21 protein-coding genes are annotated in these 23,434 nt (G+C 63.9%); 11 read left to right on the top strand and 10 right to left on the bottom strand.

The features are described 5' to 3' along the window. Positions 1-55 precede the first annotated feature (55 nt). From nagZ to tatC, 6 genes are all read left to right on the top strand, one after another. Positions 56-1,075 (top strand): beta-N-acetylhexosaminidase, encoded by a 1,020-nt coding sequence (gene nagZ, locus K3146_RS07490; protein WP_221545654.1) that lies wholly within the window; start codon positions 56-58, stop codon positions 1,073-1,075. Beyond that, positions 1,072-1,875, top strand: coding sequence for a segregation and condensation protein A (locus tag K3146_RS07485; protein ID WP_221545653.1), 804 nt, complete (start codon positions 1,072-1,074; stop codon positions 1,873-1,875). The genes nagZ and K3146_RS07485 overlap by 4 nt, the downstream gene beginning before the upstream one ends. Beyond that, on the top strand, positions 1,872-2,474 hold the full coding sequence (scpB, locus tag K3146_RS07480) for an SMC-Scp complex subunit ScpB (protein WP_221545652.1): 603 nt from the start codon (positions 1,872-1,874) through the stop codon (positions 2,472-2,474). Before K3146_RS07485 ends, scpB begins: the two co-directional genes overlap by 4 nt. A gap of 62 nt (positions 2,475-2,536) precedes the next feature. Next, entirely contained in the window at positions 2,537-2,767 is a 231-nt protein-coding gene (tatA, locus tag K3146_RS07475) for a twin-arginine translocase TatA/TatE family subunit (protein WP_221545651.1), read from the top strand. Positions 2,768-2,795: 28 nt separating this feature from the next. Continuing rightward, complete coding sequence (gene tatB / locus K3146_RS07470; protein ID WP_221545650.1) at positions 2,796-3,245, top strand: Sec-independent protein translocase protein TatB; 450 nt, start codon at positions 2,796-2,798, stop codon at positions 3,243-3,245. A gap of 1 nt (position 3,246) precedes the next feature. Then, the gene (gene tatC / locus K3146_RS07465; protein ID WP_221545649.1) at positions 3,247-4,062 is read left to right on the top strand and encodes a twin-arginine translocase subunit TatC; all 816 of its coding nucleotides are present in this window, start codon (positions 3,247-3,249) and stop codon (positions 4,060-4,062) included. Here tatC and K3146_RS07460 read toward each other — a convergent pair. Continuing rightward, positions 4,047-5,696, bottom strand: a complete 1,650-nt coding sequence (locus K3146_RS07460) for an amidohydrolase (protein WP_221545648.1) — start codon at positions 5,694-5,696, stop codon at positions 4,047-4,049. The genes tatC and K3146_RS07460 overlap by 16 nt on opposite strands. A 112-nt stretch (positions 5,697-5,808) precedes the next feature. Between K3146_RS07460 and K3146_RS07455 the strand changes: the two genes are divergently transcribed. From K3146_RS07455 to K3146_RS07440, 4 genes are all read left to right on the top strand, one after another. Beyond that, the gene (locus tag K3146_RS07455) at positions 5,809-7,062 is read left to right on the top strand and encodes a threonine ammonia-lyase (protein WP_221545647.1); all 1,254 of its coding nucleotides are present in this window, start codon (positions 5,809-5,811) and stop codon (positions 7,060-7,062) included. A 145-nt stretch (positions 7,063-7,207) separates the two neighbouring features. Beyond that, positions 7,208-8,050 (top strand): arginyltransferase, encoded by an 843-nt coding sequence (locus K3146_RS07450; protein WP_221545646.1) that lies wholly within the window; start codon positions 7,208-7,210, stop codon positions 8,048-8,050. A 10-nt stretch (positions 8,051-8,060) separates the two neighbouring features. After that, a complete protein-coding gene (locus K3146_RS07445; protein WP_247711114.1) occupies positions 8,061-10,175 on the top strand; it encodes an autotransporter assembly complex protein TamA in 2,115 nt (704 codons plus the stop codon). After that, positions 10,175-14,374, top strand: a complete 4,200-nt coding sequence (locus K3146_RS07440; protein WP_221545645.1) for a translocation/assembly module TamB domain-containing protein — start codon at positions 10,175-10,177, stop codon at positions 14,372-14,374. Before K3146_RS07445 ends, K3146_RS07440 begins: the two co-directional genes overlap by 1 nt. 9 nt (positions 14,375-14,383) lie before the next feature. Here the strand turns inward: K3146_RS07440 and K3146_RS07435 are convergent, their stop codons facing one another. The 3 genes from K3146_RS07435 to K3146_RS07425 all read right to left on the bottom strand — a co-directional run bounded on the left by K3146_RS07435 (position 14,384) and on the right by K3146_RS07425 (position 16,646). Further along, complete coding sequence (locus tag K3146_RS07435) at positions 14,384-14,965, bottom strand: fasciclin domain-containing protein (RefSeq protein WP_221545644.1); 582 nt, start codon at positions 14,963-14,965, stop codon at positions 14,384-14,386. A gap of 15 nt (positions 14,966-14,980) precedes the next feature. Further along, the gene (locus K3146_RS07430) at positions 14,981-15,967 is read right to left on the bottom strand and encodes a hypothetical protein (protein WP_221545643.1); all 987 of its coding nucleotides are present in this window, start codon (positions 15,965-15,967) and stop codon (positions 14,981-14,983) included. An 82-nt stretch (positions 15,968-16,049) separates the two neighbouring features. Next, the gene (locus K3146_RS07425) at positions 16,050-16,646 is read right to left on the bottom strand and encodes a lysozyme (RefSeq protein WP_221545642.1); all 597 of its coding nucleotides are present in this window, start codon (positions 16,644-16,646) and stop codon (positions 16,050-16,052) included. Between the two features lie 116 nt (positions 16,647-16,762). Between K3146_RS07425 and K3146_RS07420 the strand changes: the two genes are divergently transcribed. Beyond that, complete coding sequence (locus K3146_RS07420; protein ID WP_221545641.1) at positions 16,763-17,518, top strand: hypothetical protein; 756 nt, start codon at positions 16,763-16,765, stop codon at positions 17,516-17,518. Here K3146_RS07420 and K3146_RS07415 read toward each other — a convergent pair. The 6 genes from K3146_RS07415 to K3146_RS07390 form a co-directional block, all read right to left on the bottom strand. Continuing rightward, positions 17,509-18,516, bottom strand: a complete 1,008-nt coding sequence (locus K3146_RS07415; protein WP_221545640.1) for a PilZ domain-containing protein — start codon at positions 18,514-18,516, stop codon at positions 17,509-17,511. The two genes, K3146_RS07420 and K3146_RS07415, sit on opposite strands and share 10 nt — an antisense overlap. A gap of 165 nt (positions 18,517-18,681) precedes the next feature. Beyond that, on the bottom strand, positions 18,682-20,091 hold the full coding sequence (gene glnA / locus K3146_RS07410) for a type I glutamate--ammonia ligase (RefSeq protein WP_221545639.1): 1,410 nt from the start codon (positions 20,089-20,091) through the stop codon (positions 18,682-18,684). A 60-nt stretch (positions 20,092-20,151) separates the two neighbouring features. Beyond that, a complete protein-coding gene (locus K3146_RS07405; protein ID WP_221545638.1) occupies positions 20,152-20,490 on the bottom strand; it encodes a P-II family nitrogen regulator in 339 nt (112 codons plus the stop codon). A gap of 174 nt (positions 20,491-20,664) precedes the next feature. Beyond that, the gene (gene argC, locus K3146_RS07400; RefSeq protein WP_221545637.1) at positions 20,665-21,603 is read right to left on the bottom strand and encodes an N-acetyl-gamma-glutamyl-phosphate reductase; all 939 of its coding nucleotides are present in this window, start codon (positions 21,601-21,603) and stop codon (positions 20,665-20,667) included. Then, positions 21,593-21,946 (bottom strand): hypothetical protein, encoded by a 354-nt coding sequence (locus tag K3146_RS07395; RefSeq protein ID WP_221545636.1) that lies wholly within the window; start codon positions 21,944-21,946, stop codon positions 21,593-21,595. Before K3146_RS07395 ends, argC begins: the two co-directional genes overlap by 11 nt. 72 nt (positions 21,947-22,018) lie before the next feature. Beyond that, the gene (locus K3146_RS07390; protein ID WP_221545635.1) at positions 22,019-23,407 is read right to left on the bottom strand and encodes a leucyl aminopeptidase family protein; all 1,389 of its coding nucleotides are present in this window, start codon (positions 23,405-23,407) and stop codon (positions 22,019-22,021) included. Positions 23,408-23,434 lie beyond the last annotated feature (27 nt).

Raw genomic sequence — 23,434 nt, 5'->3', positions numbered from 1 at the left:
ACCTGCCGACTCCGCTGCGCTTGGATTCTGCAGGGAATCGCCGCAGTTTCCTTCCATGACACCCGCCATTTTCGGCATTTCCGGCCTCGAACTGACGGCCGATGAGCGCGCCTTCTTCAAGGATGCCGATCCGGCGGGCTACATCCTGTTCGCGCGCAATTGCGAAACCCGCGACCAGATGCGGGCACTTACCGATGATTTGCGCGCCATCCACGGACGCGACCGGTTGGTCATCTCGATCGACCAGGAAGGTGGGCGCGTGACGCGCATGAAGCCGCCCGAATGGTCGAAATACCCGGCCGGTGAAGCCTTCGCCAGGCTCTATGAGATCGCTCCTGCCTCCGCGATCGAGGCGGCGCGGGTGAATGCGGAGGCGATGGCCCGCGAATTGGCCGAAGTCGGCGTGTCGGTGGATTACCATGCCCCCTTAGATGTGCGCCGCCCCGAGACTGACGATGTGATCGGCGACCGTTCGCTGGGCAGCGAACCGATGCAGGTCGCGGCACTCGGCCGCGCGGTGCTCGATGGCATGGCGCGCGGCGGCGTCGTCGGCTGCCTCAAACACATGCCCGGCCACGGCAGGGCGACGGTCGACAGCCATAAGGAGTTGCCGCGCGTAGAGGCGAGTGCGGAGGAGCTCGAAGTGGATATCGAGCCGTTCCGCACACTCTCCTCACATCCCTTGGGCATGAGCGCGCATATCGTGTTCGACGCATGGGATGCCGAGAACCCGGCGACCTTGTCGCAGACGGTCATTCGCGACGTGATTCGCGGCAAGATCGGCTTCGACGGCCTGCTGTTTACCGACGATATCGACATGCAGGCGCTCGAGGGCACGATCGTCGAGCGCGGTGCAAAGGCGCTCGATGCGGGATGCGACATCATCCTGAACTGCTGGGCGAAGATGGAAGACCAGCAGGCGATCGCCGCGCGCTTTCCTTCTCTCTCGCAGGAAGCCGCCGCACGGCTCGACCGGGTCCACGCTGCAATGGGCGAGCCAGGCGATGGCCCCGAAACCGCCGAACTCCTCGCCAAGCGTGACGCGCTCCTGTCCATCACGGAGGAAGCCGCGTGACCGAAGGCGTGCTCTTCACCGATCCGGTCCAGCAAGAGGGCGAGGAGTGGGACGGCATCGCTGCCGATGCCACGCTCGATCAGGACGCGCTTTATCTCGAGCTGGACGGCTGGGAAGGCCCGCTCGACCTGCTGCTCGACCTTGCGCGGCGCCAGAAGGTCGATCTGCGCGAGATTTCGATCCTCGCTCTGGTCGAACAATACCTCACCTATATCGAGCAGGCCGAAGCGCTGAAGCTCGAACTGGCGGCGGACTATCTCGTGATGGCCGCCTGGCTCGCCTATCTCAAATCGGCGATGCTCCTGCCCAAGGAAGAGCAAGAAGATCCTTCGCCCGAGGAACTCGCGCTCAAGCTGCAGCTGCGGCTCCAGCGCCTCGGCGCCATGCGCGAGGCGGCGGGCCGGCTCATGGGCGGCGACCGGATCGGGCGCGATGTCTTCCTGCGCGGTGCGCCCGAAGGCCTCGCCATTGTCCGCAAGACGCAGTGGCAGTGCGACCAGTTCTCGCTGATCGAAGCCTATGGCCGGGTCAAGGCGCGCACGGCGCCGGCTGTCCATATTGTGCGCGACAGGCCGGTCATGACGCTCGAATCGGCGCTGGACCGCGTGTCGAACATGCTCGGCGTGACGCTGGAATGGATGGAGCTGCGCGATTTCCTCCCGCCGTATGCCGAACCGCGCCTGCGTCGCTCCGCGCTGGCTTCCAGCTTTGTCGCAGCGCTTGAACTTGCGCGGATGGGCAAGGCAGAGATCGCGCAGGAAGAGACGTTTGGTCCCATGCGCTTGAGGCGCGTCGCATGAACCAGATGGAACGCGCCGTCGAAGCCGCGCTGTTTGCAGCCGAAGAGCCGATGAGCGTCGATGCGCTGGCCGGTTTCCTGGGCGATGCGGAAAAGGCGGAGGTGCGCGAGGCGCTCAATTCGCTGGCCGCGACCTACGAAAAGCGGGGTATCCATCTCGTCGAGCGCGGCAAGCGCTGGCATTTCGAAACAGCGCCCGATCTTGCCCATTTGCTGCGCAAGGAACGCGAGCAGGTCCGCCGCCTCAGCCGTGCCGCGACCGAGGTGTTGGCGATTATCGCCTATCACGAGCCGGTCAGTCGCGCAGAGATCGAATCGATCCGCGGCGTGCAGACCTCCGGCGGTACGCTCGACGTGCTGATGGAGGCGGGCTGGGTGAAGATTGCCGGGCGCCGCGAGGTCCCGGGGCGCCCGACCATCTACGCCACCACGGCGGAATTCCTCGACCATTTCGGCCTTTCGAGCCGCCGCGACCTGCCTGGTCTCGCAGAGCTCAAGGCCACCGGCCTGCTCGACCCGGTAGACGATGCGTTCGAAGAACTGGTGGGCGATGTGTCCGAGGTGTCGGAAGAGGACCAGGAACCCAGCGACGCAGCCTGACTGGCGTTCGCGCGAGGGTGCGCCTATATTGGTGCTAAGTAACACACACAAAGGTACTCACAATGTCGCTCGGCCCCTGGCAGCTCATCATTATCGCCCTCGTCATCCTCGTCCTGTTCGGGCGCGGGCGCATCTCGGAAATGATGGGCGATTTCGGCAAGGGCATAAAAAGCTTCAAGAAGGGCATGAACGAGGATGATGCCGAACCCGCGAAGCAGATCTCGCATGAGGCAAAGCCGGCGGGTGAGGGGCTGAAGGAAGACCAGGTCAAGACGACCTCCGACCCCGAATAATCCGCGGAACCAGGCGGAGAACGCATTCATGTTCGATATCGGCGCGGCCGAATTGCTGGTGATCGTCGTGGTGGCGATCCTCGTGATCGGCCCCAAGGACATGCCCAAGGCCATGCGCACGGCAGGGCGCTGGATCGGCAAACTGCGCCGCATGTCCGCTCATTTCCGCTCCGGCCTCGACGAGATGGTCCGCCAGGCGGAAATCGAGGAAATGGAAGAAAAGTGGTCCAACCGGAACAAGGAGATCATGGCGAAATACCCAACCGGTAACGAGCCGGAGGGTGGGGCGCCCGAAAATCTCCTGCCGCCCGATCAGGGGATGGAACCGCTCGCGGCCGCGGATGAAGTGCCCGATCCCGATGCCTCTGCCGAAGCGGCGATCAAGCGCGCGGCTCCGAAGAAAGCGCCCGAACATGGCGGAGACTCCCCGATAGACGAGCCCGGCCTTCCCTTCGGCGACAGCGGGAAGGGCAGCTGAGATGGCGTTCGAGGTCAAGGATATCGACGAGAGCCAGGCGCCGTTGCTCGATCACCTGATCGAATTGCGCACGCGGCTTGTCCGCAGCGTTGCGGCGCTGGTGGTGGCTTTCGGCGTGTGCCTCTATTTCGCCGACCAGATCCTCGGCTTCCTGATCCAGCCACTCAAGAAGGCTTTCCCGACGGGCGAGGGGCAACTCATCTTCACCAAGCTCTACGAAGTCTTCTTCGTCGAGTTGAAGGTCGCGCTCTTTGCGGGTTTCTGCATCGCTTTCCCCTATATCGCGAACCAGCTCTGGGCGTTTGTGGCGCCCGGCCTCTATGCGAGGGAGAAGAAGGCGTTCCTGCCGTTCCTGCTCGCCACCCCCTTCCTGTTCATCGCCGGGGCGGCGCTTGCCTATTACATCGTGATGCCGACCGCCTTCGAGTGGTTCCTCGGCTTCGAGGGCAGTGCGGGCGGTCTGGAAATCCAGGCATTGCCGACCGCCAATGAATACCTCGGCCTCGTGATGCAGTTCATCCTTGCTTTCGGGATGAGCTTCCTCCTGCCGGTCCTGCTGCTGCTCTTGCATCGTGCGGGCATCGTCACGCGCGAGCAACTGGTCGGAGCGCGGCGCTATGTCATCGTGCTGGTAGTAGCACTTGCAGCGATCATCACGCCGCCCGATCCGGGGTCGCAATTGCTGCTTGCCGTGCCGCTGCTGCTCCTCTTCGAGGGCTCGCTGTTGCTGATGCGCGTGTTCGACAAGCGCGACGCCAAGGAAACGGCGAAGAGCGAGAGCGAGACGGAGACCGAGGCCGATCAGTCGGCGTCGTAGACCTTCCGCCCGCCAACCCAGGTTTCGTGCACTTTCGTCGCCCGGATTTCGTCGGGTGTTGCGAGCAGGGGATCGATATCCACCAGGATGAAGTCCGCGCGCTCGCCCGGTAGCAGTCGGCCGAAACGTCCTTCGGCGAACCCTGCGAAGGCTGCTTCCGAGGTGAAACCGGCCAGCGCCTGCTCGCGCGTCACGCGCTCGGTCGGGCGCCAGCCGCCGAAGGGCTCGCCCTCGGCATTGCTGCGGGTGATTGCGACGGCGAGACCGGCGAAGGGATCGGCCGATTCCACCGGAGCATCCGAGCCGAAGGCCAGCCGCCCGCCGAGTTCGAGGATGGAACTCCACGCATAGGCGCCGCCCAGCCGGTCGGGCCCGAGGCGGGCCTCGGCCATGAACATGTCGCTGGTCTGGTGGACCGGCTGCATGCTCGAGATGATGCCGTGTTCGGCTAGCTTGGGCAGGTCGGACGGATCGACGATCTGCACATGCTCAATGCGCCAGCGGCGGTCGCCGCCGAAGCTCTCCGCGATTTCGCCGATAGCGTTGAGCGCTTCGGCATTGGCGGCCGTACCGATGGCGTGGATTGCAGGCTGGAAATTGCCCTGCGCCGCGCGGACGAGAATGTTGCGCAGCGCCGCCGGCGGGGTCAGCGGCAGGCCGGTATTGTGGGGGTCGTCTGCATAGGGCTGCTTGAGCCACGCCCCGCGACTGCCCAGCGCGCCATCGAGGTAGAGTTTGATCCCGTTAAGGCGCAGCTTGTCGTCATAGAGCCAGGGCGTCGGTCCGCTGCCGCCGATCAGCACCATCTGCTCGGGTCCTGCGGAGTAGGCCATGATCCGCAGCGTCAGTGATCCATTGTCGCCCGCGCGGCGGAAGGACTGCCAGTCCTCGATTGTCGTGCCCATGTCCGCCATCGCCGTGATGCCCTGCGCGTGAAGCACCTTCTGCGCCTCGGCCAGCGCGAGGTCGCGCTCGACTGGACGCGGGGCGGGGAGGACTTTCTCCACCAGACCCATCGCAAGGTCGATGAAAACGCCCGAAGGGGTTTTCCCGTCGGCGAGTTTCTCGATGCGGCCACCTTCGGGCGACACGGTGCTGGCGTCGATTCCCGCGGCCCTCAGCGCAAGGCTGTTGCCCCATCCGGCATGTCCGTCGACACGATTGAGCCAGACAGGGCGGTCGGACACCACGCTGTCGAGCTCCGCAGCAGTGGGGAAGCGGCCGAGGCCCCATTTCTCCTGGTTCCAGCCGCGTCCGAGAATCCAGGGGCGGGCCTCGTTCTCCTCCGCGAAGACACGAATGGCTTCGAGCGCTTCCTCCAGCGAATTCGTGGCCGAGAGGTCCAGAGTCAGGGCGTTGAAGCCCACGCTGCTCACATGGCCATGCGCATCGATGAAGCCAGGCAGCATGACGCGGCCTTCGCCATCTTCGAGATAATCGGTGCGGGGTCGTTCCTCTCCGCGTTCGACCAGTCGTGCGATCTTGCCGTCATCGTCGATCACGAGCGCCTCGAAGCGCTTGACCTTGCCTTCCTCGTCGATCGTGATCCCGCTGACATTGTCGATCAGCACGTCGGCCTGCGCCGGCATGGCGATAGCGGAGGCAAGCAGGGTGGCGGCAAGTTTCAATTTCATCGGAAGACCCCCGGAATGTCAGTTCTCGGACGAGAGCGATAAGGCATAGCTTGGTGCAGGCAAACCCTTTCCGAGATTGCGAAGGACCCGCCTGCGGCCTAGGGGCGGGAGAATGACCCAAGCATCATCCCTTCGCGCCAATGAGTGCGCGACCGATCTCCTGACCCTCGACGATGTGCGCGCGGCAGCGCGGCGCATCGAAGGCGCGGTGGTCAGGACGCCGATGATGCACTCGATCACGTTGTCCGAGATTACGGGCGCCGATGTCTGGCTGAAGTTCGAAAACCTGCAGTTCACCGCCGCTTACAAGGAACGCGGCGCGCTCAATGCCTTGCTGCAACTTACCGAGGAACAGCGGGCCAAAGGCGTGATCGCCGCGTCGGCTGGCAACCACTCGCAGGGGCTTTCCTATCACGGCCGGCGGCTGGGTGTACCGGTGACAATCGTCATGCCCTCAACCACGCCTAGCGTGAAGGTGATGCAGACCGAGAGCGTCGGCGGCAACGTGGTGCTGCATGGCGAGACATTCGACGAAGCATATGCCCATGCTCGCGAGCTAGAGGCCGAACGCGGTCTCACCTTCGTCCATCCCTTCGACGATCCACATGTCGCGGCAGGGCAGGGCACGGTCGCGCTCGAAATGCTCGAGCAGAAGGACGATTTCGACTGCCTCGTAGTCCCCATTGGTGGTGGCGGGTTGATGAGCGGCATGGCGACGGTAGCCAAGGCGTTGAAGCCGGGTATCGAGATGGTCGGCGTCCAGGCGGCGCTCTACCCTTCGATGTACTCGGCGGTGACGGGCAAGGATCTTCCCTGCGGCGGCGATACGCTGGCCGAAGGCATTGCGGTCAAGGAGCCGGGTGCCTTTACCCGCCAGATCATTTCCGAGCTGGTCGACGAGGTGCTGCTGGTCGAGGAGCCGAGGCTCGAGCGGGCGGTCTCGCTGCTCCTGCAGATCGAGAAGACCGTTGTCGAGGGAGCAGGTGCGGCAGGGCTTGCCGCAGTTCTCTCCTATCCGGAGAAATTCGCGGGCAAGACGGTCGGACTGGTGCTTTGCGGGGGCAATATCGATACCCGGCTGCTAGCCAATGTGCTTGTACGTGACCTCGCACGCTCGGGGCGCCTCGCGCGCCTGCGCATTACCCTCCAGGACCGCCCCGGGGCGCTCTACAAGGTCATGCGCGAGTTCAACGACCACGATGTCAACATCATCGAGATCTACCACCAGCGCATCTTCACGACGCTTCCGGCCAAGGGCCTCATCACCGAGATTGAGTGCGAAGCGCGCGATGGGGCGCAGATCGATCGGCTGGTGAAGGCACTGGAAGGCAAGGGGTACAGCGTCGAGCTCGCCGAACTGGCCTGATCGGCGCCCATCCTTCATCGCGTTGGGCGACTCCAGATGTCGCCTGCCGATTTTTCATGGTTAAGAGTCTTTTAACGCGCCCCTCGGTCATGCATAAAGGATTCGTTAACGAATTCGGCAACGCCCGAGAGAGGACCAGCCCGCCGTGACGGCACCCATTCGCTTCCCCCGGTTTTTCGTGACCAGCCCTGCGCCGTGTCCGTACCTGCCGGGGCGCAGCGAACGGAAGGTTTTCACCGAATTGCGCGGCGACAATGCCGATGAACTCAACGAAGCGCTGGGGCGGATCGGCTTCCGCCGAAGCCAGACGGTGGCATACCGGCCATCGTGCCTCGACTGCCAGGCGTGCGTCTCCGTCCGGGTCGTGACTCAGGAATTCAAGCCGTCGTCGAGCCAGAAGCGCACGATGAAGGCCAATAGCGACCTCATTTCGACCGAATGCCGCCCCTGGGCGACCGACGAACAGTATGATTTGCTTCGTCGCTACCTTGCTGCACGTCATCCCGGTGGGGGCATGGCGGAGATGGACGAAAGCGATTTCGCCGATATGGTGGAACATACGCCCGTCTCAAGTTATGTCATTGAATATAGGGAGCCGGGAGTGGGCGCCGAGCCGGGTCGTCTGGTCGGAGCTTGCCTTACGGACGTTCAGGGCGACGGGCTGTCGATGATCTACAGCTTCTACGATCCTGACATTGAAGATCGGGCCGGGCTTGGGAATTACATTATCCTCGACCACATCAGGCGTGCGGCACAGGACGGCCTGCCCTTCGTCTACCTCGGCTACTGGGTCGATGGATCGGACCGCATGCAGTACAAGATCCGCTATCGCCCGCTCGAACGGCTTGGCCGCGCCGGGTGGGAGCGCATGCCCGATACCGAGCAGAAGCGCCTCATCGCTGCTGCAACTGCGCCAAGGCGCGAACGCGAAGATGCGCCATTGCCCGCCAAGGACGGCAGCCCGCTCGAGTACAAGCTCGCCGACTGAAATCCCCCACATGCGGTTAATGGTCTGCGCAGCGGCGCTGGCGCTCATCGCACCTCCGTTGGCGGCGCAGGACCAGAATGCGCCTGCCAGTCTCGAAGACCTCATTCCGGATTCGGCGGTAGAGAATCCCGAGAGCTGGGCGGAACAGGGCGCAGAGCCGGATGAGACGGACATCGAAGTGCCCGATGCCGAAGAGCCGATTCCCGATCCTCAAGGCGTCGACCTTCCGTGGCCCGATGACATTTCCATCGAAAGCTTCGATCCGCTCGAGAAGGAAGAGGACCTCGAATTCGCCGAGCTCGATCTCGGACAATCCCAGGTTGCCTTCGAGGAGGCCGAAACCGAACGGATCGACGATCACCTCATCCTTGGCTTTCCCCAGACCGAGCCGCCCTTTTCCGCCCGCGGCGATTTCGTCGAGCGTTTCGCAGCGCTGTCTACGATCGAAAGCCTCGAAGATGAGGATGCCAATGTCGCGCAGCTTGCGGCCCGGGCGCGCGAGGATGAGGAACTGCTGGGCAATCTCCTGCGCGTCTACGGATATTACGACGGGCAGGTCATCCGCTCCATCGGTGCCGTGCAGGCTGGGGAAGTGGCAGCCGACGAAGCGCCGGTCGTTCGTTTCGATATTATTCCGGGGGACCGCTACACTTACGGGTCCATCGATCTCGGTAACCTCGATTCCGCGCCCGATCACACCCGCCTGCGCGAAGCGTTCGGGATCCAGCCGGGAGACTTCCTTCAGAGCGACACCATCGTTGCCGAGCAATTCAATCTCGACCGTGCACTCGGCGAAAACGGCTATCCCTTCGCCGCCATCGACGAGCCGCAGCTGCTGATCGACCACGACCGGGTCGAGGGCGACCTCACCCTCAATGTCGAGCCCAACGGCAAATATGTCTTCGGCGAGGTCACCAGCAGTGATCCGAAGTTCCTGTCCGGCCGCCATCTCGGCACCATTGCTCGCTTCGAGCCGGGCGATACCTACCAGCGCAGCCTGTCGCTCGACCTGCGCCGCGCGGTGACGGCCACGGGCCTCGTCTCCTCGGTTTCGGTAACGCCGCGCGAAGTCACTCCGCCCAGCGAAAGCGAACCTGGCGTCGTGGCCATGGACGTCGAGGTCCAGCGTGCCAAGCTGCGTACGATTGCCGGCGCAATCGGCTATGGTTCGGAGGAGGGCTATCGCCTCCAGGCAAGCTGGGAGCACCGCAACCTCTTCCCGCCCGAGGGTTCGCTCCGCCTGCGCGGAATTGCCGGTACGCAGGAGCAGCTTGCCGGGATTACCTTCCGCAAAAACAATTTCGGCGGGCGTGATCGCGTGCTGACGCTCGATGCCTATGCCAGCACGATCGACAGCCCTGCGTTCGAGGCGCGCACGATTGCCCTCACCGGTATTTTCGAACGGCGTTCGACGCTGCTGTTCCAGAAGGAGATCAGCTGGTCGGCGGGGGTCGAGCTCATCGCGACGCAGGAAAGGCCACCCGACGTCGATGGTGTCGCCCAGCCGCGCCAGACCTTCTTCGTTGGCGCGCTGCCGGGCACCTTGCTGCTCGACGAAACCGACGACCTGCTCGATCCGAGCCGCGGTTTCCGGCTTGGCGCGCGCTTCTCGCCGGAAATCTCCACGACCAACTCGGTGGAAAGCGCCTATTTGCGCGCGCGCTTCGATGCGAGTTACTACCAGTCGCTTGGCGACCGCCTGGTCCTCGCCGGGCGCGCGGCCTTCGGGTCCATTCCCGGTGCAGGGCTCGATCAGATCGCACCTTCTCGCCGCTATTACGCAGGCGGTGGCGGCTCGGTACGCGGCTACGGATTTCGCGAGATCGGTCCTCGCGACGAGCTGGGTGAACCCTCGGGCGGGAGAAGCCTGGTCGAAGTGGCGATGGAGGCCCGCATCCGCACCGGGCTGCTCGATGGCGCTGTGTCGATCGTGCCCTTCATCGATGCTGGTTCAGTCGGTCCCGATCCCACGCCCAATTTCGATGAGATCAAGGTCGGTGCCGGCATCGGCCTGCGCTATCACACGGGCTTCGGGCCGATCCGCATCGACGTGGGCACTCCGCTGACACCGGACGAGGATGACGCGCCTATCGCGGTTTATGTGTCGCTGGGGCAGGCATTCTGATGTCCGAGGTCGAGGCACAGCAGGCGGACCCGCCGAATACCCGCGGTCGCAAGCGGCGTATCGGGAAATGGACGCTGATCCTGCTCGGCGCGCCATTGCTGTTGCTGGTTGCGGCGCTCGTGCTGCTCAACACGCCGCTGGGCGAGCGTTTCCTCGCCAGCCAGATCGCCAAGCAAACGTTTCCGAACGGCCTCACCATCCGCATCGGCCGGATCGAAGGCGATATCTATGGCGAGGCTGTCCTCCACGATGTCACCCTGTCCGATCCGCAAGGGGTATTCCTCACGATCCCGCGCGCCGAGGTCGACTGGAACCCGCGGGCATGGGTCAGCAACCGGCTGGACATCAACAGTTTCGCCGCGCGCCGGGGACAGATGGCGCGCCTGCCCGAGTTCCTGCCAAGCGAGGAGGAAGGCCCTATCCTCCCAGGTTTCGATATTTCCATCGATGAGCTGGCAATCGACAACCTTACGCTGGCACCGGGAATAGTCGGGGATGAGGCCCGGCGGGTGGACCTCGATGCCGAAGTGCAGGTGGAAGACAGGCGGTTGCTGCTCGACGGGGATGTGCTGTTCGGCCAGCGTGATCGGCTGGCCTTGCTGGTCGATGCCGAACCCGATGACGACAAGTTCGACCTTTCCGCCGACCTCCGGACTTTCGCCGATGGCCCGCTTGCCGAGGTGGCAAATCTGGAGCGCGGTTACACCGCCGTCCTGCGCGGAGATGGCACCTGGTCGCAATGGAAGGGCGGACTGCTTGTCCGTTCGCAGGACGAGCGCGTGGCGGCCCTGCGCATTACGAACGATGCCGGCACATTCGGCCTGATCGGAAAGCTCGATCCGAGCGATTTCCTCACGGGCATTCTGGCGCGCGCGCTGGGCGACGACGTGTCGCTCCGCTCCCGCGTGGCGATCGACAACCGTGCTTTCGACGGATCCACTACGATCATTGGCCAGGGGCTGCGACTGGAAGGCGAGGGACTTGTCGACCTCGCCGAGAACCGCGTCGGCAATTACGAGATCGACCTCGCCCTGCGTGATCCATCGCTTTTCGGCGAGGACCTCAGGCTCGAGAACGCGCGCGCGGACGCGACCATCGACGGCGAATTCAGCGACCTAGCCATCGTTCACGACGTTGCCGTTGGCAGGCTCCTATCCGGCACGACGACACTGGCGAACCTCACTCAACAGGGTACCGCGCGCTTTGACGGGGAGCGCTGGACCATCCCGCTCTCGCTGCGCGTGGGACGTGTGTCGACGGGCAACGCGCTGGTCGGTCCCCGCCTTGTCGATGGCACGGGACGCGGCTCGCTCGTTCTCGACGGCTCCAGGCTCACCGGCGACGACCTGAGGATTGCCTTCCGCGGACTGGCCGCAAACCTGGCACTTCGCGGTGATATCGACGGCGGACGATACCAGCTGCGCGGCCCGCTTCGGGCAAGTGGTCTCGCACTCGACAATGTCGGGACTGCGGGCGGCACCGCGCTGGTCGATTTCGATCTCCTACCCGGCGGATGGCGCCTGGGAGCGCAATTGGATGCGCGCATCGCGCCGGTCAGCAACGATACATTGGCCAACCTTGCCGGTCCCACCGTTCGGGTGCGCGGCGGGATCGCGACCGGCAGCGGCACCTCGATCGACTTCAGTCGATTGCAGGTCGATTCGGAAAAATTGCAGCTGGCAATGAATGGATCGATCAGCGGCGGGACGACCAGCCTTGCCGGGACGGGGCAGCATACTTCCTACGGGGCCTTCACCGTTCAGGGCAGGATCGAGGACGGTGCACCGACGGCGGAGCTGGTGTTCGCCCAACCCGTGACCGGTCTCGAGAATGTACGGCTTGCTCTCGCCCCGACCGACGATGGCTTCTCGATCGATACCGAGGGTGACTCGGTTCTCGGGCCCTTTGTCGGCGTGGTCGGGCTCTATTCGCCGGAAGGCGGGCCTACGCGCCTCGCCATTGAGCGGATGACGGTCTCCGAGACCGATGTCTCGGGAGAATTGCTGCTGGTCGAAGGCGGTGCCCAAGGCACTCTCGCGCTAGGCGGTGGGGGTCTTGACGGGACAGTAGCGCTCTCACCGCGCGATGGCGGGCAGGGGCTCGATATCGACCTTGCCGCGCGCAACGCCCGCTTCGGCGGCGACACGCCGCTCCTGATCGGACGCGCAGAGGTCGATGCGACCGGCGTCATCGGTGACGGCTCCTACAATTTCTCCGGCACGGCCAATGCACAGGGACTGCAGTACGGGACCTTGTTCATCGGCCGGATGGCGGCGCGCGGAGAGGTGGTCGATGGTGTCGGAAACCTCGATGCGGCGGTTTCGGGCAGGCGCGGCAACCGCTTCGCGCTCGACATCAACGCGCGGTTCCAGCCGCAGCGGATCGCGATTGCAGCGGACGGACAGTTCGCAGGGCGCAACATCACCATGCCGCGAAGAGCCGTTCTCACGGCGCTCGACGGGGGCGGATGGCGTCTCGCACCCACGCAGATCAACTATGCCGATGGGCGGGCACTTGCTTCGGGCCTGTTCGCCTCCGACGAGACCGCGCTGGAGCTCAAATTGGCGAGCATGCCGCTCTCGCTGGTCGATGTGGCGGTAGCCGATCTGGGAATGGGCGGAACGATTTCCGGTATCGTGGACTTCCGCGCGCCCAGGGGTGGCTTGCCGACAGGTTCGGCGCGCGTAAAGGTCGATGATCTGACCCGGTCGGGACTGGTACTCTCCTCGAAGCCGGTCGACCTGTCGCTCCTGGCCCGGCTGGAAGCCAATTCGCTCGAAGCGCGCGCGGTGCTCAAGAACGAGGATATCCGGCGCGGGAGGGTGCAGGCCTATATCACCGACCTTCCGCCCTCCGGCGACCTCACGCAGCGCCTGCGCGCGGGCAGGCTGGAGGGTAGCCTGCGCTACGATGGCGCGGCGGAGAGCCTGTGGCGCCTTGCTGCCATCGATGCCTTCGACCTGACCGGCCCCGTGTCGATCACCGCCAATGCGACTGGGACGCTCGCCAATCCGCGGGTCCGCGGGCAGCTGACCAGCGACGATTTGCGGGTTCGTAGTTCCATCTCGGGGACCGACATTCGCGATGTCAGCGTACGCGGAACTTTTGCGGGCTCGCGATTGAACCTCACGCGCTTTGCCGGCTCCACCGAGAACGGCGGGACCGTCACGGGCAGCGGGATCGTCGATCTGGAGGGACTTGGCGAAAGGGTCGAGGGGCGCTTCAGGGAAATTCGCGGCCCGACGCTGGACCTGCGGGCATCGGCCAACCGCGCCTTCCTGCTCGAGGCCAATGGCCTCAGCGCCACGATTACAGGCCCCTTGCGCATCGTCTCAAACGGGCTGGGCGGCACGATTGCCGGGCGCGTGCAGATCAATCGCGCGAACTGGCGACTGGCGACCGCCGCCGACGACTTGCGCCTCCCACGTATTGCAACGCGTGAGATCAATGCGCCTGCCGATATTGCGCCGAGGACATCTTCGGGGCGGCCGTGGCGTTACCTGATCGACGCCCGGGGAAGCAGCCGGATCGATGTCGACGGGATGGGCCTCGACAGCGAATGGGGTGCCGACATCATCCTGCGCGGGACGACCGACGATCCCCGGATCGGCGGATCCGCCACGGTGGTGCGCGGCGACTACACCTTCGCCGGGACGCGGTTCGAACTCACGCGCGGCGAAATCGATTTCGACGAGAACGTGCCTATCGATCCCACTCTCGACATTCGCGCCGAGACCGAACGCGACGGAATCGATGTCATCGTGCGCGTGACGGGGCCAGTCAGCCAGAGCGATATCTCCTTTACCTCCGATCCCGCGCTTCCCGAGGAGGAAATCCTCGCCCGCCTGCTGTTCGGCGGCTCGATTTCCGAACTGTCGGCGACCGACGCCCTCCAGCTTGGCGCTGCCGTTGCCAGCCTGCGCGGCGGCGGCGGGCTCGATCCGATCAACCAGCTCAGGAGCGCAATCGGCCTCGATCGACTGAGGATCGTGTCGGCCGACCCTGCGCTGGACCGCCAGACCGGCGTGGCGCTGGGGAAGAACTTCGGACGCCGTTTCTACGTGGAAATCATCACCGACGGACGCGGATACAGCGCAACCGAGGTCGAGTTCCGCATAACGAGCTGGCTGTCGCTGCTCGCCGCGGTATCGACCATCGGTCGCGAAAGCGTCGTGGCCGAGATCAGCCGCGACTACTGAGCCCTTGGATCAGTCCGCAGGCTCGTCTGCGGGTACGAGCACGGTATCGAGCGGGATGATGACCCCATTTGTTCCGGCCGATGCCGCGCCGGAGAAGCTGGCGGTCGAGCCTTGTCCGTTCGATACGGAAATGGCGTCGCCATCACGCGAGAAGGTGACGTTGCCGCCACCCAGCGTCGTCATGGTCACTTCACCGCCCTGGCTCTCGATCGCCTCTGAAATATTCTCCGGCGTGAGGTGTCCCGGCAGGATGTGCTCGCGGAGCAATGCCACCAGCACCGGGCGCTGATCCTCGGTCATCAGGGCCGCGCCGCTATCGCCCAGCGCCTCGAATGCGCCGTCGTTAGGGGCGAGCAGCGTGTAACTCGCCGGTCCGTCGAACACCGAGCCGAGCTCGGAGGCTGAGACAGCGGAGTTGAGGCTGGACATTTGGGGTAATTCGCCCAGCGCAGCGGCAACCGTGCGGGTGGCGTCCTCCTGCGTGGCGCTATCCGCCGAGGAATCGCTGGGTTCTGCCGAACAGGCGGGCAGGATCGCCAGGCTGGCGATTGCGCTGGCCAGCGCCAAGGGTTTGGAAAGCCGTGCTTTCATGGTCTTTCTCCTGGATCAGATGAGCAACTCGATGGCCGCGGCCACCAGCCGGGTTTCGGGATCGACCTGGTACACATAGCCGTCCGAATAGCGGTACATGTATTCGGGGGTGTCGTAATACCGGTCGCGATAAGCGTAGGGGACGTTGTAGACGTCATAGCCACGCGGCATCGGTTGGCCGACAGTGAACTCGTCACCCGTGATCAGCGCGGCGATCGACGTGATCGCGGCATCTTCCGGATCGACCCGGTAGATCACATTGTCGGCATAACGATAGCGGTCGTCCCCGCCGAGATCGTAATAATCGACGTAATAGTCGGGTACGCGGTAGCTGCGATAGCTGCTCGGCCAGACTTCGCCGATGCCCAGCGCGCCGCCCAGCAACGGGAGCCAGCTCGCGATGCCGCGGTCCCCGTAACGGACGAGGTAGCCGTCACGGTAATGGTAGTCTCCGCGGCGGTCGTAATTGAGCAGACCGAACAGACTCGGGCGATAGTCATAGCCGAAGATACTGCGGCGGTAATCGTCCTTGACCTGTCCCGGCGGGTTGCAGCCGTTGCGTTTCTTGGCAAGGCCCGGAGGACAGCCGGCAATCAGTCCACGCTCACGGTCCTGGATCAGCCAGCTGCGGTCCCGGTCGCCGCGCAGGATACGGCGGTCGTCGCGCTCGTCATAGCGAACGCGCACTTCGCGCCGGTCGTCACGACGTTCGGAGTAGCGCCGGTCTTCATAGCGGTCATTGCCGCCAGCCCGCTCACCGTGATCGGCTTTCCGGTCGGGTCCGCGATCGGCATTTATTTTGTCGTTGCCCTGGCCGCGGCTCGAAGGCCCACGATCCGCCTGCTGGGCGCGCTGGGGGCCGCGATCGGCCTTGGCGCCCTTCTTGCCTTGTTCCGCAGCAGCATTGCCGCCGCCATTTCCATTTCCGTTGCCCTTTCCCTGGGCGTAAGCTCCGCTGGCGGCAAGCGCGAGCGCTGCCGCTCCGGCCATCAGAATACGCATGGTACAAACTCCTTTGGTCAATCAACGGGAGCAATCGCGGAACGGTTCCAGCCCGTTTGGCGCAGAAGTCTGCCGAAAACCTTCACGAACGATAGAGCCTGGCCTCCTCGCGTCGCCGGCGGACAAGGCCCTTGAGCACCCGGCCACCAGCGAATTTCCACCGCGCGAATTCTTGCTCGGCCGCCGAGGAATCCCCGCTACGATGTAATTTGGTGAGCGTCGCACGGTGGATCGCACCGGTGTTGAAATGGAAGCTGACAAGCGCGTCGAACTGGCCCTGCGTGGTGACCGCGTCCCCGATCGCCTGCACGACGTCCTGTGCATGGCGCGCGACATCTGCTTCCAGCCGCGCGTCACATTGCTCCTTCGTCCAGACCGTTCCCGGCTTGATGTCAGGGCCTGTTGCACCCCAGCCAATGGTCCAGGGGGCACCGCCTGTGCCGGGATCGGGATAGGCTTCATAAAGGCCATCGGGGCGCAAACGCGCACAGCCCTCGAATGCTTTGATGAGTTGGATGCCCGCCGCCGAAACACGACAGCTTGGAACACATGGAACACTGTCCTGCGAAGAATCCGCTCCAACGCCATCGAGCGCTGCATCGAGCCTATCGACCTCGCTTTGGCGCAACCCGCGACCGAGCATGTTGCGGACAGTATCGAACAGGGATTTGCGAGTCATCGAAGCACCTCTTTCCAGAAAATCGAGGTGCGCGGATTAGGCAGATTCTTGGGGAGTAGGAAAATCCCCGAATGTCCATGTCTGGCTTTCGCAGACAAAGCGGCTAGACGTGAGGAATGCTCTTCGCCGCCAAACCGCCGATATCAAAGGAAGAATTCGACTGGCTGCTTGCCTGCTTCGCCTGGTTGCGCACGATGCTGGGTGACCGACACACTACGCCACAACTGATCGCGCCATCGCACCCGGATCTTCTTGCTGCGCGAACTGGTCCCGAGCTGTTCGAGGCGGTGAGGGGGCTCATGCGCATGCGGGACTGGCCTTGCAGGCTGGAAATTGTGCCCGACGGGAATCAGCATGAGCCGGACGGCACCATATCCGAGGGGTCGGGTGCATGCGGCACATGTTCGGTCGTGGATGGCGTGGCCACGATCCGGTACAGTTCGCAGATGCTTGCGAACCCCGATGCGCTCGCAGCGACCTTTGCACATGAGCTGTGCCACTTCCTGCTCTGGGAGGCGGGCGATCCGCCGGGTGGCCCCGACCTGATGGAGCATTCGACCGATTGTGCCGCGGCCTATCTGGGGTTCGGCGTGTTGCTGGCGAATTCGGCACGTACCTTTGCCAAGTGGCAGGACGACGTTTACGGATATTGGCAATCGTCGACTGCGGGATACTTGTCAGAGCAGTCGCTGGTCACGGCAACTGCAGCTTCGGCCGCACTACATGGCTTCGATCTGGGTCCCGCCGAAGACGGCCTGAAGCCCTATCTGCGCAGCGACCTCAAGAAGGCTCGCAAGGCCCTGGCGAAACGCCACCCTGACCTTGGGACTTCGCTGTCGGGAATCGACTTGTTGGAGTGGAATTACGCCTGATCGCTATCGTCAGGCGTGCTTTCCTTCCCGTCCTCCACCTCGTCTTCAGGGCGACCGTTGGGGTAGAGCGTCGCGTACAGTTCCTCGATGGTGAGGCGCTTGTATTCCATTTCGGGGGGCTGGTGGGGATTGGTCACCTTGCCGAGCTTGACCCGCAGGCTGTCGGGTTCATCCGAGAAACCGGCATCCCTCTCGGGCGCGCCGAGGCCACGGGCATCGTCGGGCGGAGCGAGTTCGGCGCATGCTTCGTGCACCAGCTCCGAGACGTCGAAGTCGGATGCGAACTCGATGCCGACCTGGCGATCCGCCGCCCAGCGGATGCGGGCGGGAAAGTCGCCGATCTGTTCGAGCGAGAGCTTCACATCCGCCCCGCGGCAAAGCGCGGTCTCGCGCGCCAGCGAGATCATCGCTCCCTTGGCGGAGATGTTCCGCACGCGGACAGTGGTGTCTCCGCCTTCGTGACGGACCTTGGCAAGCCAGACGAGTTCGTGCCGTTTGTCGCAGGCGCGTAGCTCCGGTCCGACCTTCAGGTCCAGCGGATGGCCCGATTTCTCGTTCTGGCGCGAGATCGTCTTGATGATGAAATCCTGCACGCCGGCATCCGCAATGATCACCGTCTCGGCCACGAATTCGAGGCCTGCCTTCCGTCCGCGGATCCAGCGTGCTTCGGCAGTGATCGGCGCGCATTCGTCGAAGGTGAGGCTCACCCGTTCACCGATGGCAATTTCGTCTTCGAGTTCGATCATCACCCCGTTCGAAGACAGGTTGAGGATCTTTACTTCGTACTCGCTGTTGCCGAATGCGGCCCGCGCCGTGGTTCCGTTGAGGTAGTGGCGATCTTCATTGCGCTGATGGATCGCGCGCGCACCGCGCCGGCCGATGGAGACCGCACCGAGGCCCTTGGCCTTGGGGTCCTGCTTGCGCCGCTTTTTCTGGATGATGACGTCCGCGCGCGTTTCCGCGTCCTCAGCCGTGATATCCTTGCGCCAGAAGTTCATTAGTGCCCCGTTTCGCCGGATTGCGCCCCTTGCGCATGGCCTAGCGCGCTAACCCTAAGAAACTGTTTAGGATGACATCGCATGTAAAACGGCGCCCGGATCGCTCCGGACGCCGCTTGGTCTCCTGGCGTGGAAACGCGCAGGGATTCGAATGGGTTGTGCGCGTTAGGCGCTGTAATACATGTCGAATTCTGCCGGGCAGGGCGTGGTTTCGACCCGCAGGACTTCTTCCCACTTCAGTTCGGTATAGGCTTCGATCTGGTCCTTGGTGAAGACGTCGCCCTTGAGCAGGAATTCGTGGTCTGCCTCGAGTGCCTCGAGCGCTTCACGCAGGCTGCCGCATACGGTCGGAACGTCGGCGAGCTCTGCCGGGGGCAGGTCGTAGAGGTTCTTGTCCATGGCTTCGCCCGGGTGGATCTTGTTCTGGATCCCGTCGAGGCCGGCCATCAGCAGTGCGGCATAGGCGAGATAGGGGTTCGCCATCGCGTCGGGGAAGCGGAATTCCACGCGCTTCGCCTTGTCGCCCGCACCGTAGGGGATGCGGCACGAAGCCGAACGGTTGCGCGCCGAGTAGGCGAGCAGCACAGGTGCTTCGAAGCCCGGCACCAGGCGCTTGTAGCTGTTGGTGGTCGGGTTGGTGAAGGCGTTCAGCGCCTTGGCATGCTTGATGACGCCGCCGATGTAGTAGAGACAGTTTTCGCTGAGGCCGCCGTACTGGTTGCCGGCGAAAGTCGGCTTGCCGCCGTCCCAGATCGACATGTGGGTGTGCATGCCCGAACCGTTATCGTCCTTGATCGGCTTGGGCATGAAAGTCGCCGTCTTGCCGTAGATATGCGCGACCTGGTGCACGACATACTTGTAGATCTGCATGTTGTCGGCGGTTTCGACCAGCGTGCCGAAGGTGAGGCCGAGCTCGTGCTGCGCGGCGGCCACTTCGTGGTGGTGCTTGTCGCAGTTGAGGCCCATTTCGATCATGGTCGAGACCATCTCGCCGCGGATGTCGACAGCGCTGTCGACCGGGGCGACGGGGAAGTAGCCGCCCTTGGCGCGCGGACGGTGAGCGAGGTTGCCGCTTTCGTATTCCTTGCCGCTGTTGGTCGGCAGCTCGATGTCGTCGATGGCGTAGCCCGAACCCGCATAGCCGTCTTCGAAGCGGACATCGTCGAACATGAAGAATTCGGCTTCGGGGCCGACGTAGATCGTGTCGCCGATACCGGTCGACTTGAGGAATGCCTCGGCGCGCTTTGCCGTCGTGCGCGGGTCGCGGGCGTACCATTCACCGGTCGAAGGTTCGACGATGTCGCAGAACATGATCAGCATGGGTTCGGCGCTGAACGGATCGACATAAACGCGGTCGAGGTCCGGCTTCAGGATCATGTCGGATTCGTTGATGACCTTCCAGCCTGCGATCGACGAACCGTCGAACATAAGGCCGTCTTCGAGCTGGTCCTCGTCCAGCGTCTTGGCGACCATGGTCAGGTGCTGCCACTTGCCCTTGGGGTCGGTGAACCTGAGGTCGACCCACTCGATGTCCTCGTCCTTGATGCGTTTGAGGACGTCGCTTGCACTTGCCATGGTAGTAATCTCCGTTGGGAATGTTCGTGTTGGCGCCCGCGCGACCTGCGGGCAGGAAAATCAGATTGCGTCTTCGTCCTTTTCGCCGGTGCGGATGCGCAGGGCGCTCTCGATCGCGCTGACGAAGATCTTGCCGTCGCCGATCCGGCCGGTTTGCGCCGCGGCTGCGATCGCTTCGACGGTGCGTTCGGCAATGTCGCTGGGCACGATGACCTCGAGCTTCACCTTGGGCAGGAAGTCGACGACATATTCGGCGCCGCGATATAGCTCGGTATGGCCTTTCTGGCGCCCGAAGCCCTTGGCCTCGGTCACGGTGATGCCCGAGACGCCGATCTCGTGCAGCGCCTCCTTCACCTCGTCGAGCTTGAAGGGCTTGATGATCGCTTCGATCTTTTTCACGTGTCCACCGGTCCCGTCTGTTGCCGCGCGGCAGAGAATCCGCACACCAACCTAATGTCATTTCCCGCGCGTCGTTCCAAGAAGCGTGCCAAATGCGAAATGGCGGTTTTGCGCGGGTTGAGTTGGCAGGGCTGATAGCGACTGCCCAAAGGCTGGACGGGGCCTGCCTAAATTTTAGGCAGCGGGCAGGATCAGGCCCGAAGTCTCGGGTAGGCCGCAGAGCAGGTTCAGGTTCTGCACTGCCGCTCCGCTGGCGCCCTTGCCGAGGTTGTCGAGCCGCGCAACGAGACGCGCATTCCAGCCGCCCTCATTGCCGAAAACGAACAGTTCCATTGCGTCCGTAGGCTCGGCGCGGGGCTCTAGCAGCAGCTCTGCCGGGGCAGGGTCTCGGCTCACGGAAACGACCGCCGAACCTTTGTAGAATGCCGCCAGCGCCTCGCGAAGCTCATCGGAATGCGGATCATTTGCCATCGCGCCGAGATGGAGCGGGACTTCGACGATCATCCCGCGATAAGCCGCCACGACCGAGGGGGCGAAGAGGACCGGATGATCGAGCCCGGCATGCGCTTTCATCTCGGGCAGATGCTTATGCGACAAATCGTAGCCGTAGGAACGAAAGGCCGGCGCACCTTCGTTTTCGAACCGCTCGATCAGTGCCTTCCCTCCGCCCGAATAGCCGCTCACCGCATTAACGGTGTAAGGCCAGTCGGACGGCAGCAACTCTGCCCGCACCAGCGGCGCCACCAGCGCGAGGAAGCCGGTGGGGTAGCAGCCGGGATTGCTCACCCGGCGCGCATCGGCCACGCGTTCGCTGCCGACAAGCTCGGGAAATCCATAGCACCAGCCATCGGCGGTACGGTGGGCGCTGGATGCGTCGATCACGCGCGTGCCGCCTGCCGGATCGATCAGTTCGACAGCTTCGCGTGCGGCATCGTCGGGCAGGCACAGGATCGCGACATCTGCCTCGTTCAACGCTTCGCGCCGGGCAGCAGTGTCCTTGCGCTGCGCATCGTCGAGCGTGATGAGCGTGAATTCGCTCCGGCCTTCGAGCCGCTGCGCGATTTCGAGCCCGGTGGTTCCCGCAGCCCCGTCGATAAAGACCTTATGCGTCACTGTCGGGGGCGAGTGCGCCGGCGCGCAGGTAGCCGCTCGGCCCTTCAGGACCGCGGGTGACCCAAAGCCAGTCGCCTGCTTCGTCGAGCAGTTCAACGGGCGTTCCGGCGCCCAGCGTGACGCCGTCACCGGCATCGTCACGCATGGCAACCTTGAGCACCACGTCCCGGTCGCCGATCAGGCGCTTGTGGGGCACCACGTAGTGGGCCGAGAGGAAGCCTTGCGCGAGCGCGATATGCGCAAGGTCGCCGCGCAGGGGAAGCGTGCCGGGGGCCGGCTTTTTGACCGGGCCCTTGAGACCGACAATACCTTGGGGAAGGCTGTAATCCGCCGCTTCGCTCACTTAGTCATTTCCCTGTTGCACTTGCGGGCGCTTAACCGCGGCTTGCGTGCGGGGCAAGTTCCCGAAAGGCAACTATGCCGCTTTGAAACGCTTGTTGAGCATGTGCCAACTGGCGCGAAGGCCATAGGCTTCGCCGCCCTTCGGGCGTCCGGGCTTTGCAGAGGGGCGCCAGGCGAAGGTGTCGAAATGCGCCCAGTCGATCCCATCTCCCACGAATTTGTCGAGGAACAGCCCTGCCACGCTAGCACCTGCGTAGGAATTGGCGTGCGCGTTATTGGTATCGGCGATTTCGGAGGACAGCCATTCGGCATAGACCTCGGGGAGAGGCAGGCGCCAGGGTTCATCGTCGTGAGCCTTGCCCGCGTCGATCAGGGCCTGGGCGGTGTCGTCGCGGCGGGTCATGAGCGCCGGGAATTCCGGGCCGAGCGCAACGCGTGCAGCGCCAGTGAGGGTTGCGAAGTCGACGATGAACTCGGGCTTCTCCTCGCTCGCGCGGGTGAGAGCGTCGCCGAGGATCAACCGCCCTTCGGCGTCGGTATTGCCAATCTCAACGGTAATCCCCTTGCGGGTGTTCAGCACATCGCCAGGACGGAAAGCATTGCCGGCAATGGCATTCTCGACGGCGGGAATGAAGAGATGCAACCTGACCGGAAGCTTGGCGCCCATGATCAGTCCGGCCAGCGCGATCGCATGCGCCGCACCGCCCATGTCCTTCTTCATCAGCAGCATGCCCGAAGAGCTTTTCACGTCGAGCCCGCCGCTGTCGAAGCACACGCCCTTGCCGACTACCGCGACAACCGGGTCGCTCTCCTTGCCCCAGGTGAGGTGCATGATGCGCGGCGCGTGATGGCGTGCAGCTGCCCGGCCGACCGCATGGACCATCGGAAAATCCTTCTCGAGCTGGTCGCCGCGCGTGACCGAAAGCTTCCCGCCATGCTGTTTGGCGAGTATTTCGCACTGCTCTTCGAGCGCGGCAGGGCCCATGTCCTCGGCCGGTGTATTCACGAGATCGCGCACGAGGCAGACCGCCTTCGCTTCGGCGAGCGCGGCGTCGATCTTCTTGGCTTCCTTGGTCAGCAAAATGCGCGGGCCAAGTGGCTTTTCTGGCTTCTTGTAGCGGTGGAAGGAATATTGGGCGGTCTGCCATCCGTGCAGGGCCGGACCCGGATCACCGCTCGCACGGCGATAGGTCCCTGCGGGAAGCGTTTCGGCGAGCTTGGCCATACACCAGCTCGAAAGCTTGTCCGGGTTCGCCACACCGCCGACGACGAACCAGGTATCGCCATCGGGGACGATACCGACCTGGTATCCGCACCCATCGAACTTCTGCGCATCGAGCGAAGCGCGCTGGCCAGCCGACAGTTTCTTCACCCAGTCGGGAAAACTGTCCTTGTTGACGAGATGGATGGGGATAGCGTCCTGTCCGCGATCCGCCTGGATTAGGTCGGCCTTGTCAGCCATGATATAAGCCCCTCGGGTAGCAAAGTG

Source organism: Qipengyuania vesicularis (assembly GCF_019711415.1).
Lineage (GTDB): Bacteria > Pseudomonadota > Alphaproteobacteria > Sphingomonadales > Sphingomonadaceae > Qipengyuania > Qipengyuania vesicularis.
The sequence above is the reverse complement of the archived record's forward strand: the minus strand, read 5'-3'. Positions and strand labels throughout refer to the sequence as shown.